This window comes from Peribacillus sp. NPDC006672 (assembly GCF_050274955.1).
GTDB lineage: Bacteria > Bacillota > Bacilli > Bacillales > DSM-1321 > Peribacillus.
The window spans coordinates 1-15,733 of sequence record NZ_JBNNOR010000002.1; the positions used below are offsets into that span (position 1 = coordinate 1).

General features: G+C 41.1%; 16 protein-coding genes and 2 other annotated features. Of the genes, 2 read left to right on the plus strand and 14 right to left on the minus strand.

All coding sequences use genetic code 11. From position 1 onward, the window contains the following. Positions 1 to 112: 112 nt before the first annotated feature. The 9 genes from trpA to ACQKKK_RS03355 all read right to left on the minus strand — a co-directional run bounded on the left by trpA (position 113) and on the right by ACQKKK_RS03355 (position 8,520). Positions 113 to 892 (minus strand): tryptophan synthase subunit alpha, encoded by a 780-nt coding sequence (gene trpA / locus ACQKKK_RS03315; RefSeq protein ID WP_427614085.1) that lies wholly within the window; start codon positions 890 to 892, stop codon positions 113 to 115. Then, positions 885 to 2,090, minus strand: a complete 1,206-nt coding sequence (trpB, locus tag ACQKKK_RS03320) for a tryptophan synthase subunit beta (protein ID WP_427614086.1) — start codon at positions 2,088 to 2,090, stop codon at positions 885 to 887. The genes trpA and trpB overlap by 8 nt, the downstream gene beginning before the upstream one ends. Positions 2,091 to 2,094: 4 nt before the next feature. Continuing rightward, the gene (locus tag ACQKKK_RS03325; protein WP_427614088.1) at positions 2,095 to 2,709 is read right to left on the minus strand and encodes a phosphoribosylanthranilate isomerase; all 615 of its coding nucleotides are present in this window, start codon (positions 2,707 to 2,709) and stop codon (positions 2,095 to 2,097) included. Between the two features lie 10 nt (positions 2,710 to 2,719). After that, positions 2,720 to 3,496 (minus strand): indole-3-glycerol phosphate synthase TrpC, encoded by a 777-nt coding sequence (trpC, locus tag ACQKKK_RS03330; protein WP_427614090.1) that lies wholly within the window; start codon positions 3,494 to 3,496, stop codon positions 2,720 to 2,722. Beyond that, complete coding sequence (gene trpD / locus ACQKKK_RS03335) at positions 3,497 to 4,519, minus strand: anthranilate phosphoribosyltransferase (protein WP_427614092.1); 1,023 nt, start codon at positions 4,517 to 4,519, stop codon at positions 3,497 to 3,499. A gap of 22 nt (positions 4,520 to 4,541) precedes the next feature. Beyond that, positions 4,542 to 5,147: an anthranilate synthase component II gene (locus ACQKKK_RS03340; protein WP_427614093.1), complete on the minus strand. Its 606-nt coding sequence runs from the start codon at positions 5,145 to 5,147 to the stop codon at positions 4,542 to 4,544. Then, positions 5,144 to 6,538 (minus strand): anthranilate synthase component I, encoded by a 1,395-nt coding sequence (gene trpE, locus ACQKKK_RS03345; RefSeq protein ID WP_427614095.1) that lies wholly within the window; start codon positions 6,536 to 6,538, stop codon positions 5,144 to 5,146. Before trpE ends, ACQKKK_RS03340 begins: the two co-directional genes overlap by 4 nt. A 116-nt stretch (positions 6,539 to 6,654) precedes the next feature. Then, positions 6,655 to 6,892, minus strand: a binding site (T-box leader). A gap of 35 nt (positions 6,893 to 6,927) precedes the next feature. Further along, positions 6,928 to 7,158, minus strand: a binding site (T-box leader). A gap of 69 nt (positions 7,159 to 7,227) precedes the next feature. After that, positions 7,228 to 7,503, minus strand: a complete 276-nt coding sequence (locus ACQKKK_RS03350) for a UPF0223 family protein (protein ID WP_427614097.1) — start codon at positions 7,501 to 7,503, stop codon at positions 7,228 to 7,230. Between the two features lie 57 nt (positions 7,504 to 7,560). Continuing rightward, positions 7,561 to 8,520 carry an NAD(P)H-dependent flavin oxidoreductase gene (locus ACQKKK_RS03355; protein WP_427614099.1) on the minus strand — a complete coding sequence of 320 codons (960 nt, stop codon included), beginning with the start codon at positions 8,518 to 8,520 and terminating at the stop codon, positions 7,561 to 7,563. 402 nt (positions 8,521 to 8,922) lie between these two features. Between ACQKKK_RS03355 and ACQKKK_RS03360 the strand changes: the two genes are divergently transcribed. Beyond that, on the plus strand, positions 8,923 to 10,380 hold the full coding sequence (locus tag ACQKKK_RS03360; protein ID WP_427614101.1) for an aminotransferase class I/II-fold pyridoxal phosphate-dependent enzyme: 1,458 nt from the start codon (positions 8,923 to 8,925) through the stop codon (positions 10,378 to 10,380). Between the two features lie 186 nt (positions 10,381 to 10,566). On the opposite strand, the gene ACQKKK_RS03365 is transcribed toward ACQKKK_RS03360, so the two are convergent. Beyond that, positions 10,567 to 10,692 carry a GapA-binding peptide SR1P gene (locus ACQKKK_RS03365; protein ID WP_081108747.1) on the minus strand — a complete coding sequence of 42 codons (126 nt, stop codon included), beginning with the start codon at positions 10,690 to 10,692 and terminating at the stop codon, positions 10,567 to 10,569. 306 nt (positions 10,693 to 10,998) lie between these two features. Here ACQKKK_RS03365 and ACQKKK_RS03370 point away from each other — a divergent pair, with 306 nt between their 5' ends. Then, the gene (locus ACQKKK_RS03370) at positions 10,999 to 11,433 is read left to right on the plus strand and encodes a DUF1885 family protein (protein ID WP_427614103.1); all 435 of its coding nucleotides are present in this window, start codon (positions 10,999 to 11,001) and stop codon (positions 11,431 to 11,433) included. A 26-nt stretch (positions 11,434 to 11,459) separates the two neighbouring features. Here ACQKKK_RS03370 and ACQKKK_RS03375 read toward each other — a convergent pair whose 3' ends face one another. The 4 genes from ACQKKK_RS03375 to ACQKKK_RS03390 form a co-directional block, all read right to left on the minus strand. After that, entirely contained in the window at positions 11,460 to 12,287 is an 828-nt protein-coding gene (locus tag ACQKKK_RS03375; RefSeq protein WP_427614105.1) for a polysaccharide deacetylase family protein, read from the minus strand. Positions 12,288 to 12,333: 46 nt separating this feature from the next. Beyond that, positions 12,334 to 12,591, minus strand: a complete 258-nt coding sequence (locus ACQKKK_RS03380; RefSeq protein WP_427614107.1) for a hypothetical protein — start codon at positions 12,589 to 12,591, stop codon at positions 12,334 to 12,336. A 273-nt stretch (positions 12,592 to 12,864) separates the two neighbouring features. Continuing rightward, a complete protein-coding gene (gene lpdA, locus ACQKKK_RS03385) occupies positions 12,865 to 14,277 on the minus strand; it encodes a dihydrolipoyl dehydrogenase (RefSeq protein WP_427614109.1) in 1,413 nt (470 codons plus the stop codon). Between the two features lie 3 nt (positions 14,278 to 14,280). Further along, positions 14,281 to 15,639 carry a dihydrolipoamide acetyltransferase family protein gene (locus tag ACQKKK_RS03390; protein ID WP_427614111.1) on the minus strand — a complete coding sequence of 453 codons (1,359 nt, stop codon included), beginning with the start codon at positions 15,637 to 15,639 and terminating at the stop codon, positions 14,281 to 14,283. Between the last annotated feature and the right edge of the window lie 94 nt (positions 15,640 to 15,733).

Consider the following 15,733-nt stretch of genomic DNA (forward strand, 5'->3'; position numbering starts at 1 on the left):
TTTAAAAAAGATGACCCCTGTTCAATACAGAGATCATCTTCTAGAGGCAGCCTAACCTCTTTTTTTAAAATGTCCTTTACAAAGGGTACAGTTTACAAAGGCTCTCCTTTTCTTATTTACGCACTAACCCTTTGCTAGCTTGTATCAAGTCACTAATTTGATCTTCCTTACCTGTTTCAAAGCATTCGATGATCTTGCTGCCTACAATGACACCATCACAGTATTGCATTGCATCGCGGACATGATCTGGCGTCGATATGCCGAACCCAGCAAGAACGGGAACGGGACTTAGCTCTTTTACCTTCTTTAAATAGCCTCCAAGTTCTTCCCCAAAGGCGTCACGAGCGCCTGTAATCCCTTTGACTGTAACTGCGTAGATAAAGCCCTCCGCCCCTGCGGTAATCTCGGTGATACGCTCTTTCGAAGACGTGAGAGTCACAAGTCGGATAAGAACGATCCCTGCAGTTTTGATTGATGAAAAGATGGCTTCTTCTTCAATCGGTAAATCAGGGATGATGCACCCGGAAATTCCTGCTTGAAGACAATCATCCGTAAACTCTCTAAGTCCATATGCCAGGATTGAATTCGAATAACCCATCAAAATAATTGGAATGTTCACATCATCTTTGATTTCAATAACTTTTTTCAGGACATCTTTTAACGTTGTTCCATTATTCAAAGAACGGATGCCAGCCTGTTGGATAACCGGTCCATCTGCGACAGGGTCAGAGAATGGAATTCCTAGTTCAACAGCTGTCGCCCCGTTACTTTCAAGGAAAAGAAGCTGGCTCCTTAACCGTTCAAGACCGCCATCACCTGCCATAATATAAGGAATGAATGCTTTTTCCTGCTTTGTTTGACATTCTTCAAGCGCTTTTGTCAATTTATTCATGTTCACTACCCCCTATTAATGACTGGACCGTTTCTACATCCTTATCACCACGGCCAGACAGGCAAATCACCAGTCCTGTTCCTTTCTCCATTTGTTTAGCAAGTTTTAAACCATAGGAAATGGCATGTGAACTTTCCAAAGCAGGGATGATCCCTTCTTCCCTTGAAAGCATCACTAGAGCTTCCAATGCTTCATCATCAGTTACGGAAGTATACACCACCCGATTGGTATCCTTTAAATAACTATGTTCAGGCCCTACTCCCGGATAATCCAACCCTGCTGAAATTGAATGCGCCTCCTGGATCTGACCGTCCTCGTTCTGCAATACATACATGAATGCTCCGTGGAGCACCCCAGGTTTCCCCTTCGTCAAACTTGAAGCATGTAATGTTGTTTCCAGTCCATGACCTGCCGCTTCCACTCCATATAATTTTACCGTTTCATCCTCAATGAAGGGATAGAACATCCCCATGGCATTACTGCCTCCTCCTATGCAAGCGACTACTGCATCCGGAAGGGAATGAACCGTCTCCGAATACTGACGCTTTGTTTCATTCCCTATCACACTTTGAAAATCTCGTACAATAACGGGGAATGGATGCGGTCCAAGCACTGATCCCATTATATAATGGGTGTCATCCACGTTCGCAACCCAATATCGTAACGCCTCATTCACTGCATCCTTCAGCGTCCCGCTTCCTTGTGATACAGAAATGACCTTGGCTCCCAAAAGTTCCATCCTGAACACATTCAATTTCTGTCTCCTGATATCTTCTTCTCCCATAAAGATGATGCATTCCAACTTCAGCAAAGCGCACACAGTCGCAGTTGCAACACCATGCTGACCTGCACCCGTTTCGGCAATCACCTTTTTCTTGCCCATTTTCTGAGTCAGCAAAGCCTGACCAATCGTATTATTAATTTTGTGGGCTCCGGTATGATTCAAGTCCTCACGCTTCAGATAAATATCTGCACCACCAGCTAGTTTCGTTAAGTTCTCCGCAAAATAAAGTGGTGTTTCACGACCGATATATTGTTTCAGGTAATAGCTTAGCTGTTTTTGGAATTCCGGATCTTTTTTTGATTGTTCATATGCATCTTCAAGTTCCGTAATCGCCGACATTAAAGTTTCCGGAACGAAACGACCTCCATACGCTCCAAAATGTCCAGTTTTATCAGGCTGTGTATAAGTACTCATCTGTTCATCCCTCTTTTCCGGCTGTATATTTCGCCTCATTTATAAATGCTTTTATTTTTACAGCATCTTTTAATCCGTTTGTTTCAACACCACTAGCTACGTCAACTGCGAATGGTGAAACGGCACTGATCGCTTTTCCGACATTTTCAGGAGTCAGCCCACCCGCTAGAATCACCTTTCCCCGTGGGAGATCCGCTTTTCGGATCATTTCCCAATCCAAAGTCAGTCCCTTACCAGATGAACTTTTAGGCAGATCCACTAAAAGAAAATCTGCTGGGTACTCATGAAGGCTTTCAATATCTTGCTCTGATTCGATTGCAAAGGCCTTGATCACCGGTAGGGGCATTCTGCGGGCGAAGCTGGCAGACTCTTTGCCATGAAGCTGAATATAATCCAACCCTGCAATTTCCGCACTTTTTATCACTTCTTGTTCAGTTTGATTGGCAAACACTCCGACTTTTTTTACATGTCCAGGTAGATTAGCTCCGAATTCACCTACTAAATCCGGCTCGACTTTCCTGCTGCTCTCGGCAAAAATGAATCCAATAAAGTCTGCCCCGGATTTAACGGCAGTCTGAGCAGCTGCCAATGTCTTTATCCCACAGATTTTCACTAACATATTAATCTCCTTATATACTCATTTGCAGTTCGGCCATCGTATGTGGAAGATTTGATGAAGTCATCAGCGTCTCCCCGACTAAAATCCCTTTTGCACCAGCTTCCTTCACACGTATAACATCAGCTTTTGTCTTGATTCCACTTTCACTGATAAAGATATGGCTTTTTGGATCAAGTAAATTCGCCAGTCGTTCCGTCACAGCCAAATCCACTTTGAAGGTCTTCAGATTCCGATTGTTTATCCCTATGATCTCTGCGTTTAGTTCGAGCGCTCGTTCCAGCTCGGCTTCATCATGGACTTCCGTTAATACTTCAAGCCCTTTATTTTTTGCATATTGATATAATTCATGAAGGCGTCCTTTAGAAAGTGCTGCCACAATTAATAGAATGATGGTTGCACCACTTTGATAGGCACGATCGATTTGGATTTCATCGATGATGAAATCTTTGCACAACCTGGGAATCCGTATGGCCTCGCTTACGTTTCTCAAATCGGCAATGGATCCTTTAAAGAAAACCTCATCCGTCAATACGGATATTGCTGCCGCTCCTCCTCTTTCATATGAAAGAGCCTGCTCGATTGGATTTACATTGATTTTAATGTCCCCTTTTGAAGGGGACGCCCGTTTTATTTCAGCGATAACCGCAATTGATTTAGCCGTTTTCAAATTTTCTACCAGAGATGGTCTGACTATGTTGATCATTACCGAATCATCTAAATCCATTTCTTTTAATTTTGCTACTTCAACCTTTTTCTGTTCGATGATTTTCGTTAAGATATTTTCCATTTACATGACCACCTTATTTCTTTTGCCATAAGCAATTATATTTTCTAACTTTTCAAGAGCCGATCCGCTATCAAGGCTTTCTTTAGCCATGAAGATTCCTTTTTTAATCGTTGCTGCCGTACCATGTGCGTATAATCCCAATCCAGCATTCAATAAAACGGTATCACGATAGGCCCCTTTTTCCCCTTTAAGAAGGCGCAGCATAATATCGGCATTTTGTTTGGCGTCACCGCCACGAATGGCATCATTTCCGTAAACCGGCAGATCCACTTCTTCAGGATGCAGCGTAAATGGGATAATGTCCCCTTGTTCCATCAGCACAAGTGAATTTTCACCTTGAAGGCTTGCTTCATCCATAAAACCGGCACCATTGATCACGACCGCACGTGTCCTGCCTAATTTATGTAGGACTTCCGCAAATAGCTCGAGCATATCGCGTCGATTAATTCCCAATAATTGAGTGTCAAGTTGGACTGGGTTTGTCAAAGGTCCGATAAGATTAAATATTGTCGGGATTTTCAATTCTTTTCTGACTTTCATGATTCGTGCAATATTAGGGTGGACGGATGGCGCAAATAGGAACGTGATCCCATTTTCCTCCAACAGTTCTTTTAACATGTCAGGCTCCAAGTACAAATTAACACCTAGCTCTTCCAATACATCCGCACTGCCCGTTTTACTTGAAATGCTACGGTTTCCATGTTTGGCAACCTTGACACCTGCCCCAGCCAGTACAAAAGCCGATGCGGTACTTATATTGAAGCTTTGTGATCCATCTCCTCCCGTCCCGCAATTATCCATTACATTAAGGGAGCTTGTTTGCACACTTCTTGCTTCTTTTCTCACGACTCGGACAAGGCTTGCTATTTCACCTGCCGTTTCCCCTTTGGATTTTAAGGCTATGATGAAAGCTGAAATTTCGCTTTCCGTGATATCTTTAGAAAATAACGCTTGGGCTGCTCTGCTCATCTCTTCTTCCGTCAATGTTTGACGCTCTGCTAACTTCGCTAAATACTCCTTCACCGCTAACTCCCCCAGTCGTTTTTTATAAAACGGATTGTTCCTTCCCTGATTGGAAGGTTCCGGCAATCTTATAAAACTGATGTAATAATTCCTTGCCGATTTTCGTCCCTATTGATTCAGGGTGGAACTGTAAACCGTATAGCGGGTAATCTTGATGTTTTAGGGCCATGATTTCCCCATCATCCGATGCTACTGCCGTCACGGTCAGTTCATTTGGCAAACTCGCCCTTTCAACTACGAGGGAATGATAACGCATTACCGGGAATTCTAAGTCCTGTTTGGCAAATACCCCTGTTCCATCATGCTTGATAACCGATGTTTTCCCGTGCATGATATGTTTTGCCCCAACCACATTCGCACCAAAAACCGCACCAATGGCTTGATGCCCCAGACAAATGCCTAAAAGCGGGACCTTTTCATAAAAATTACGGATGATCTCCATACTGATACCGGCATCTTCCGGCCGGCCAGGTCCAGGAGATATGACGATTGCCATTGGATTCAATTCCTCAATTTCAGCAAGAGTGATTTCGTCATTCCTTTTAACTAAGATTTCTTTTTCTACTTCCCCTAAATATTGGTATAGGTTGTAAGTAAACGAGTCATAGTTATCAATTAATAAAATCATTTTGTATGAACCTCCATAAGAGCGCGTGCTTTATTTTGTGTTTCTTCATATTCCGTTTTTGGATCTGAATCATATACAATACCTGCTCCTGCCTGTACATAGGCCTTGCCATCTTTTATGATCATCGTCCGAATGGCTAAAGCCATATCAAGATCCCCTCCAAAACCGATGAATCCTATCGAGCCCGAATACATCCCGCGTTTACAATTTTCCAGTTCATTGATCAGCTCCATTGCCCTGATTTTAGGAGCACCCGAAACTGTCCCAGCAGGAAGGCAGACCGTCAACGCATCTAAACTCGTGAATCCTTCCCTAAGCTTTCCGCTAATCTTCGATGCAATATGCATGACATGCTGATATCTTTGAACTTCCATTTCCTCGGTAAGGTGGATTGAACCAATTTCGCAAACCCTTCCAAGATCATTTCTTCCTAAATCAACAAGCATCCTATGCTCGGCTAGTTCCTTTTTATCCATCAACAGGCTTTTTTCCAAGCCCTTATCTTCTTCATCCGTTTTCCCTCTCGGCCGTGTACCGGCAATGGGATTAACATGAACCATTCCTGATGAAACATTGATCAAACTTTCTGGAGACGACCCTATAATTGTATATTCACCAAATTCAATATAAAACATATAAGGAGATGGGTTAGCTAATCGCAAACGACGGTAGGCATCGAAAGGCTCCCCATCGAAGGCTGCCTTAAATCGTTGTGATAAAACAACTTGGAACACCTCACCAGCCACAATCGCCGCTTTCATTTCAAGGACCATTTTCTCGAATTCATCCTGACTGAAATTCGACTTGAATTCCAAATATTCCGACGATATTCCCTTTGACGGTTTGCTTGCCTGATTGATTTTTTCCTTCATCCCCAATAAACTTTTTTCACCATCTTCTTCAGCGGTCAAAAGATGAATCTTCTGCAGAACATGGTCGAATATATACAGTTCTTTAAAAAAAAGAAAGTGTGCATCAGGCATATGCAGAGAATCAGGAGGCACCGGGCCAATATTTTCATATAGGCGAATGATATCATAACCCATATATCCAATCGCGCCTCCATTAAATGGCGGAAGATGTACGGGGGCCTCACCTATCTCCACTAACAATTCATTTTTTAGAAACTCGATGATATTGATGCTCTTTACGAATTCGTCACCTGTTTCAGGGTCTTTCACAATAACTTGATCTGCAAGTGATGTCACCTCCAGGTATGGGTTTGAACCTAGATAAGAGTAGCGGCCGTTGTCATGATGCGAATTCGAACTTTCCAATAAAAATTTCTGTTCATCATCTAATTTTTGAAATAGTGCGATGGGTGTATGAATATCCCCTTCAATTGTTTCCATTTTAAAGCGGAGTATTTTTTTTTCATCCAAATTGTTCATCCCAATTCCCTCCTAATTCTTAAACGATTATGTAAACTGCCGATGAAAACCCTTTTGTTCTCCAAGGTATATTTAAAATCCATAAAAAAATCCCCTGCAAACACAAATATGTGTCTGCAGAGGACGGTATACCGCGGTGCCACCTCAAGTTGGAAAAACTCATCATTTTTCCCTCTTAAGCAAGAAATCAAAATTTCTTGCCAATACCCTTTAACGGAGGCAGCCGAGTTTCCCTACTTATTTCAAGAAACCACTCATAAGTCCATTCATCTTCTTATATCGTACCGGTTTCCACCTATTCCGGCTCTCTGTGACGCATCTAAAAAGATTACTACTCTTATTCATAGATTTAATTATCATTTTCATAAAAACGCAAAAAGGGCCCTCATCCAAAGGACGAGGAACCCGTGGTACCACCTTAATTAGCTAAATTAGCTCACTTTACGGCATTAACATGCCTATCTCCAATAACGATGAGATAATCGCCAAAGCCTACTCCGTCCATCCGTTTCGGTTTGGGGCTCGGAAGTCCATTCGCTTAAATTCGTTCACCAGTTTTCAGCAACCACTGGCTCTCTGCAGAACAGCATTAAGGTACTTTTCTTCGTCACTGCCTTTATCTTTTTCTTGATTATTATGTTAAAACATTCTTTTCAGTAAGTCAATGGAGTTTTCTAAAAATTATATTTTTAATTTCTCATTTTTATCCATTCACCGTCATCGATTCCTTTTGCCTTCTTAATGACAAGATATGGTGAATAGTTGCTGACTGACTCAAACTCATCCGTATACTTTTTCTCATCCGCCTTTCCGGGAACTATTTCCTTGAACCTTCGGTAGGCTTTCATAAATTCTTCCTTTTGTATTTTATTTTCATATGCCTTTTCAACCGCTTCGAAGAATTTAATCACATCTACAATTTCGTCAGTAGACCAATCAAGATCCATTGGATATTGATAATCCATACCCTAAACACGCTCCTTCTAGATAGTTATTCATGTTGCCCGGGAGACCATTTACCATCAGTCTGCCCATTTTGAACGAATTGCTTCCGCCTGGTCGATAATCCGGCTGATTAGGTCAGCAGTCGATGGTACATCATGAATCAGCCCCATCACTTGTCCAGCCCAAGCATACCCTTCACATTCAACACCGTCATGGATATAACGCTGGTTCGCTTTTCCACTTATGTAATCCTTCAGTTGCTCATATCCGCCATTTTCTTTTTCTATTTCAAGGATCTTATCAGTCCAGCTATTTGCAATTACCCTGGCTGGGGCACCAATGGACCGCTTAATGACAACGGTATCATTTTCTGTGCCGGAAACCAAGGCATTTTTATATAATTCATGTGCATGAACACACTCCTTGACTGCTATGAATCGTGTTCCCATCTCGATTCCATCGGCTCCAAGTGCCAACGCTGCCATCAAACCGCGCCCATCACCAAAACCACCTGAGGCGATGACTGGAATTTTAACGGAATCCACAACTTGAGGAATTAACACGGAGGTTCCAATATCATCACGGCCTAAATGTCCACCGCCCTCCTGACCAACTACCATCACTGCATCTGCACCAAGCTGTTCAGCCTTCACTGCCTGTCTTCTAGCAGCAACAAGCACCAGTTTTTTTACCTGAGTACCTTTGACGTAATCAAGAAATGGCGAAGGGTTACCGCCCGTTACGGAAACAACTGCAATATCCTCTTTCAAGGCTGCTTCAAGCATGTGCTCATAAGGCCTTCCATGCTGACCGATTGCAAAGTTCACACCAAACGGTTTATCCGTCATTGATTTCGTTTTTCTTATTTCATCTATCAGTTGCTCTGGGTTGTCCAAGGACATGGCCGTTACCTGCCCTAGCCCCCCTGCATTCGAAACTGCCGCAGCCAGGTCTGCATATGCTAAATGAGCCAATCCCCCTTGTACGATTGGGTATTGAATCCCTAACAAATCGGTCACACGCGTATTCCACTTCAAACTCCTCATCTCCCTTTTTAATGGTTTTTTTATTTATAAGCATTCTATATCACTGCTTTATTATGGCAAATATAATTTACCCGTTCAATTATTAAACTCATACCATTCAATATTTATAAAAGAAGAATTCTTGGGTCAATCCAGTTAATACTAAGGATATAGACAATTATAACCGGCTATTATTTTTATTGGTCCCCTTACATCAAAGACATTGGAAATTGTTTATGTCAGTACATTAAAGTCACGCTAGGCATTTATTATAAGACGTGCTATAATTCATTTGTTTTATGTCTATCCAAATGACCATTTGAATGGAATCGGAGAAACATACGATCGTTAATATTGGGGAGTATATCTCCCCAATATTTCGTACCTATTATATTGAAAAGGGGCCACAAAGAATTGTCACAGAATGAAACACCCTTATACACTGCCTTATTGCAGCACGCAAAAAAAAATCCCGTTCAATTTCATATTCCAGGTCATAAAAAAGGAAAAGGAATGGACGCTGATTTCCGTGATTTTATTGGAGAAAATGCATTATCCATAGATTTAATCAATATAGCACCACTCGATGATCTCCATCAGCCAAAAGGCATCATTAAACAAGCTCAGGATCTTGCCGCCGAAGCTTTTGGTGCAGATCACACGTTCTTTTCCGTTCAAGGAACAAGCGGAGCGATCATGACGATGGTCATGACAGTCTGCGGCCCGGGGGACAAAATTATCGTTCCGAGGAATGTGCATAAATCCGTAATGTCCGCCATTGTATTTTCCGGAGCGGTTCCCGTTTTCATCAATCCTGAAATAGATAAGGACCTGGGCATTTCACACGGAATAACCATCGATGCCGTTGAAAAAACTTTAAGTGAACATAGTGATGCAAAAGGATTGCTTGTAATCAACCCTACCTATTTCGGCATTTCGGCTGATTTACAAAAAATAGTGGAAGTTGCTCATTCATACCAAATCCCAGTACTCGTAGATGAAGCGCATGGTGTCCATATTCATTTCCATGAGGACTTGCCGATGTCAGCCATGCAAGCCGGAGCAGATATGGCTGCAACGAGTGTTCATAAACTGGGCGGTTCACTAACGGGAAGTTCCATATTAAATGTTAAGAATGGACTGGTTTCTGCAAATCGGGTTCAATCAATTTTGAGCATGCTCACTACCACCTCAACCTCCTATATCCTTCTAGCTTCTCTGGATACAGCTAGAAGACAACTTGCGACGGCAGGCAGGGAAATGATCGATGAAGCCATAAATCTTGCAGAATATATCCGTGAGGCCGTGAATGATATTCCTTATCTCTTCTGTGTCGGCAGCGAAATCCTAAGCAGTAAGGCAGCCTTTAGTTATGATCCGACTAAACTGATTATTTCCATTAAGGAATTGAATATTACCGGGTACGACGTTGAGAAATGGCTTCGTGAAAAGCATAATATCGAAGTGGAGCTTTCTGACTTGTACAATATCCTTTGCCTGATAACACCGGGGGACTCAAAAACAGAAGCGGACCTGCTGATTGCTGCCCTTAGAGACTTATCGAATGAGTTTAAGGAAATGGCTGCTGAACATGAAAAAATTGAAGTACTGCTTCCTGATACACCACCACTGGCTTTATCTCCCAGGGAGGCTTTTTATGCAGAAACCGAAGTAGTTCCCATCGAGGAATCCGTCGGCAAAATCAGCGCTGAATTCATCATGGTTTACCCGCCGGGAATCCCGATCTTTATACCCGGTGAACTGATAACCGAAGATAATATCAATTACATCCGGAAGAACATCGAGGCCGGCCTACCAGTTCAAGGTCCAGAGGATCCAGAGATAAAATATTTACGCATCATTAAAAACTGATTGAATTTCATCAAACCGGAGCAGATACCTGCTCTGGTTTTTTTGCCCATTCTATTGTTTCAATCGTAATTGAGCAAGGTGCTCTTGTTTGAAAACGGAAGGATACTCCCTTATATAAAAAGGGTGCTCCAGGTTGCAATCCTGAAACACCCTTAAATTCTATTAATCTCAAAGTTCTTTTTCCATTTATTTTTCAGAGGCAGCTGTATCACAGCATTGGCAGTTGTGATTGTGTGTATAAAGTACACTTACTTTTTCATCTTCAAAATGTTCAATCGTGCTATTGCAAGTTTGACATACGATAGTTCCCATTTTTACAACCCCTTCCTCTATATTGTATGCATCAATAACGTAATGTAACCGCTTTATATGAATTATAATATAACACATTTATTATTTCAAGCTAAAAAGTATAACATATATATTTTTCCCATATAATTCATTTGAGTTCAAATAACATAGGGTCTTGGGGATATTTTTTACATATTACACCATTCCATTCTCAGCCAATCAAGTTGAAAATGGAATTTCGTCTTTAAATTTACATATAGATAAGTATATAATGCAACCATAAAATGTTAATATATACTTACATTTATAGATCTAAGGGGGTTCCAAATGACTGAAAATGCCTATATCAAACTTGTTCCCGAGTCCGTGAAAGCGACAGTAACCATCGAAGACGTGAAAGAATTGCTGAATTATTATCAAATGATCACTGCGAAAACCGGAAAGCAACTGGATTGGGACTATGAAAAGAACGCATTTCCTTATGAAATGAAAGAACCTGAAAGAATGAAAGATAAGGCAATATATCTTCAATCCAAAGAGGATCGCTACCATATGATATTGATAGGCGTTGACCAAGAAGTCGTTAGGGATGAAGATGGATTAGAGCGGATTCAATCCTATATCCAATTCACACTCCCTGAAACAGCAACTTTCGGTGATAAGGGAAAAGCAAATGAATTGTGCAAGTTCCTTGCTAAGAAATTACGGGCGCAGCTCCATCTCTTCAATAATCGAGTGATGTATTACTATCCTAGGAAATAAAAAACCTGCTGAAGCCGAAAATCAGCTCATGCAGGCGTTTCAATTAATTTTGGATCAAGCATCTTATAACCTTTCTTTTGTAACCCTTTCACGATATCCTCTATCGCTTCACTCGTCCATTTCCGGTCATGCATCAGTAAGTTCGCGCCATTTCCTAAATAAGGGCTGTTCTGCATGATTTCAGTTAAAGCTTTTTTATCTTGATATTCTTTTTCCCAGTCATATCCATATGTCCAATTCATGACCAACATTTTTTCTTTCTCAGCGACATTTATTGAATGATCTGTATTCGATCCAAAAGGCGCCCTGAAATACTTAGGGCGTTCCCCGATAATACCCTCAACCAAATTGTTTAATTTTACAATTTCCCTCTCTTGTTCCTTTTCACTCAGCTCTTTTAAATTCACATGAGAATATGTATGATTACCGATAGGAAAACCCATTTCATGAATTTCTTTTAGCATCGCTTTATTTTCATCATTTTCAAGAAAGTGACCATTCACAAAAAAGATCGCAGGTACCTCAAGTCGTTTAAGGGTTTTGGCAATTTTCAGCGAATATTTATCGGGTGCATCATCAAAGGTTAATAAAACAACTTTCGGATTTGCATTCCCAATGGGCTTAACTGACCAATCATCTTTGTCCAACCTATATACTGCCTTAACATTCATTTCCCCGTTTGTTTTTGATTTTTCTTCCTTCAGATCTTTCTCTTGCTGGTTTTCATCTTGGACGGTTGTTGTCGTTTCCACACTTTTTTGATTCTCATTTTCAGTTTGATCGGGATTCGGTTCATTGCAACCCATCAATAAAAATGATACAAATGTAAATAATACTAATACTTTGTTAAACATGGTTCCCCCCGTGGTTTTTTGTGTCTTTGTTGAGCTTACGAAAATTTCAATAAACCGGTACAAGCGTTTCCAATAGGATTTGCAAAATCCCGTAACATAATAAACTTATCACGGTAACAAGCATGGTTCGCTTATTGGATTTTAAAATCATTTTACCAATGTAAATGGCTAAATAAGAGAAGACCAGAAACATGAATACTTTGGAAACAAATCGATCATTTACGGAAAGCCATTCAACTAATGTATACCCACTCCAAACGATTAGTTGAAAGAGGATTACCAGATAATTTTTCAAGTGATCCACCCCATTTTAATATGAATATATCAGCCATAACTTTTTATTGGCAAAAAATATTCGTTCAGCAAATCGCTCATCTTATTTTTTATCCTCTTTTACCTTATATAAACCTTTTCAAGGAAAAAAGTAAGAAGTTCCTTTTTATAGCTTATGCCCTTTTTGTCCTTTTCATTTAACTAGTGTAAAGAAAAAATTATGAATTGAGGTAATCATTCATTTTCTATTATCTGGCAAATAAAAAAAGCGTACTGCATTTGCAGTACGCTTTTTTATAATCAATTACTTAATGATGTGAATAGGAGTTCCAAGGGCAACTTCAGCAGCTTCCATTGTGATTTCCCCTAATGTTGGATGTGCATGGATTGTCATCGCGATATCTTCAGCAGTCATTCCTGCTTCGATAGCTAAACCAAGTTCTGCAATCATATCAGAAGCATTTGGTCCTGCGATTTGGGCTCCAATAACCAATCCGTCTTCTTTGCGAGTGATTAGCTTCACAAATCCGTCCGTATTGTTCAATGAAAGAGCACGTCCATTTGCAGCGAATGGGAATTTTGAAGCAAGGGCTTCGATTCCAGCTTCCTTCGCTTCTTTTTCATTATATCCGACAGAAGCAAGTTCCGGTTCAGAGAATACAACAGCCGGAATAGCAAGATAGTCGATTTCTGATGAATGTCCTGCAATGGCTTCAGCTGCAATTTTACCTTCATATGAAGCTTTATGAGCCAATTGAGGGCCTGAAACGATATCACCGATTGCATAAATGTTTTTCACGCTTGTACGGCATTGTTTATCCGTTTCGATTAAACCACGGTCAGTCATTTTGATTCCGACTTGTTCCAAGCCGATTTCTGCAGTATTAGGACGACGTCCAACTGTTACTAAAACGTAATCGGCATCAACTTTTTTCTCTTCGCCTTTTACTTCATAAGTAACGGTTACGCCTGTTTCAGTTTCTTCCACGCCTTTAGCATTTGCTTTAGTAACAATTTCAGCACCTTTGTTTTTAAGGTTACGTTTAACAAGTGCTGCCATTTGTTTTTCAAAGCCTGCAGAAAGAATTTCTTCAGTACCTTCAAGGATGGTCACTTTAGTGCCAAAACTTGCGAATGCTCCGCCAAGCTCAGTACCAATATAACCTCCGCCGATTACCACGATAGAACTTGGAACTTCTTCCAGAGCAAGAGCACCAGTGGAATTAAGTACACGTTTCGTATATTTAAATGACGGAATCTCGATTGGCGATGAACCAGTAGCGATGATTGCGTTTTTAAATGTATATGTTTGGGCTGAGTCATCATTTATAACACGGATGCTGTTTTCATCAACGAAGTAAGCTTCGCCAGTTACAACATCAACATTATTACCTTTTAACAGGCTGCTTACACCGCCAGTTAATTTTTTTACAACAGTACCTTTCCAAGCTTGTACTTTAGAAAAATCAACAGTAACTTTTTCTGCAAAGATACCCATGTCTTCTGAATGCTGAGCTTCATGGAAACGGTGTCCTGCCGAAATTAAAGCTTTCGATGGGATACAGCCTACATTCAAACAAACTCCGCCGATTGTTCCTTTTTCAACGACCGTTACTTTCTGTCCAAGCTGCGCTGCGCGAATTGCGGCAACATATCCCCCTGGGCCTGAACCGATCACTAAAGTATCTGTTTCGATTGGAAAATCTCCTACTACCATTGTTTACGCCTCCATTAACAATAATTCTGGGTCGTTCAATAACTTTTTGATATGATTCAATGCATGCTGAGCAGTAGCTCCATCAATCATGCGGTGATCAAAGCTCAGTGATAATGCCAGAACTGGAGCGGCGATAATTTCCCCGTCGCGTACAATTGCTTTTTCGGCAATTCGTCCAATCCCTAGAATGGCAACTTCTGGATGATTGATTACAGGTGTGAACCATTGACCGCCTGCGGAACCGATATTCGTAATGGAGCAAGAAGCACCTTTCATTTCGTTAGGAGCCAATTTACCGTCACGGGCTTTCGTCGCTAATTCATTAATTTCTTGTGAAATAGCAAAAGTTGATTTACGATCTGCATCTTTTACAACTGGAACGAGCAGTCCTTTGTCTGTGTCTGCTGCAATTCCGATATTGTAATAGTGTTTATGGATAATCTCACTAGCCTCATCATCAAATGATGTGTTTAGCATAGGGAATTCACGCAATGCACTTGTTAACGCTTTAACAACATAAGGTAGGAAAGTAAGCTTGATTCCTTTTTCTGCAGCAATTTCCTTGAATTTCTTACGATGAGCAACCAATAGCGTCACATCGACTTCATCCATTAATGTTACATGTGGAGCTGTCTGTTTGGATTTAACCATTGCTTTAGCGATGGCTTTTCTCATACCGCTCATTTTCTCGCGAGTTTCAGGATATTGCCCTTCTGGAATTGAAACTTTTGGTTTTTCCGTTTTTTCCGTATCAGTTTGTTGTGAAGCTTCACTTTGAGCTGCTGGTTGCTGTGGAGCCGTTTTGCCGTTTTTGAAAGCATCGATGTCATCTTTCATGATGCGGCCGTTATCCCCAGAACCAGAAATCTCACGAATATTTACCCCTTGTTCGCGTGCATATTTCCTAACAGAAGGCATGGCGATAATACGACGTGAAGGATCCGCCTCAACTTGTGGTTGTGACCCTGCGCCCGTTTCTGCACTATTTTCTTGAACCGGAGCAGCCTCTTTCTTGACTTCCTGTCCAGCTTCAGCTGTAGCTTGAACCTGGGCCTCCACATCCTTCGCACCTTCTGCCTTCGCTTCTTCTCCATGATCCCCTTTAAACTGAAGATCTTCATATCCTGGAGCATCGAATGTTACAAGTACATCGCCAACAACGGCAACCGTTCCTTCTTGAACAAGGATTTCTTCAACGGTACCTTCCACTGGTGATGGGATTTCGACAACGGCCTTATCGTTTTGAACCTCGCAAAGCACGTCATCTTCTTGAATCTTATCTCCTGGTTTTACAAACCATTTCACTATTTCACCTTCGTGTATACCTTCTCCGATATCAGGGAGTCTAAATTGGAATGCCACTGAGTTCAACCTCCTATATTAAATCATACTTGGTGCTTTGAATAAAGTCCTTTATCTTGCATTACCGTTAATGCGAAATTACTTTCTAAAAGCA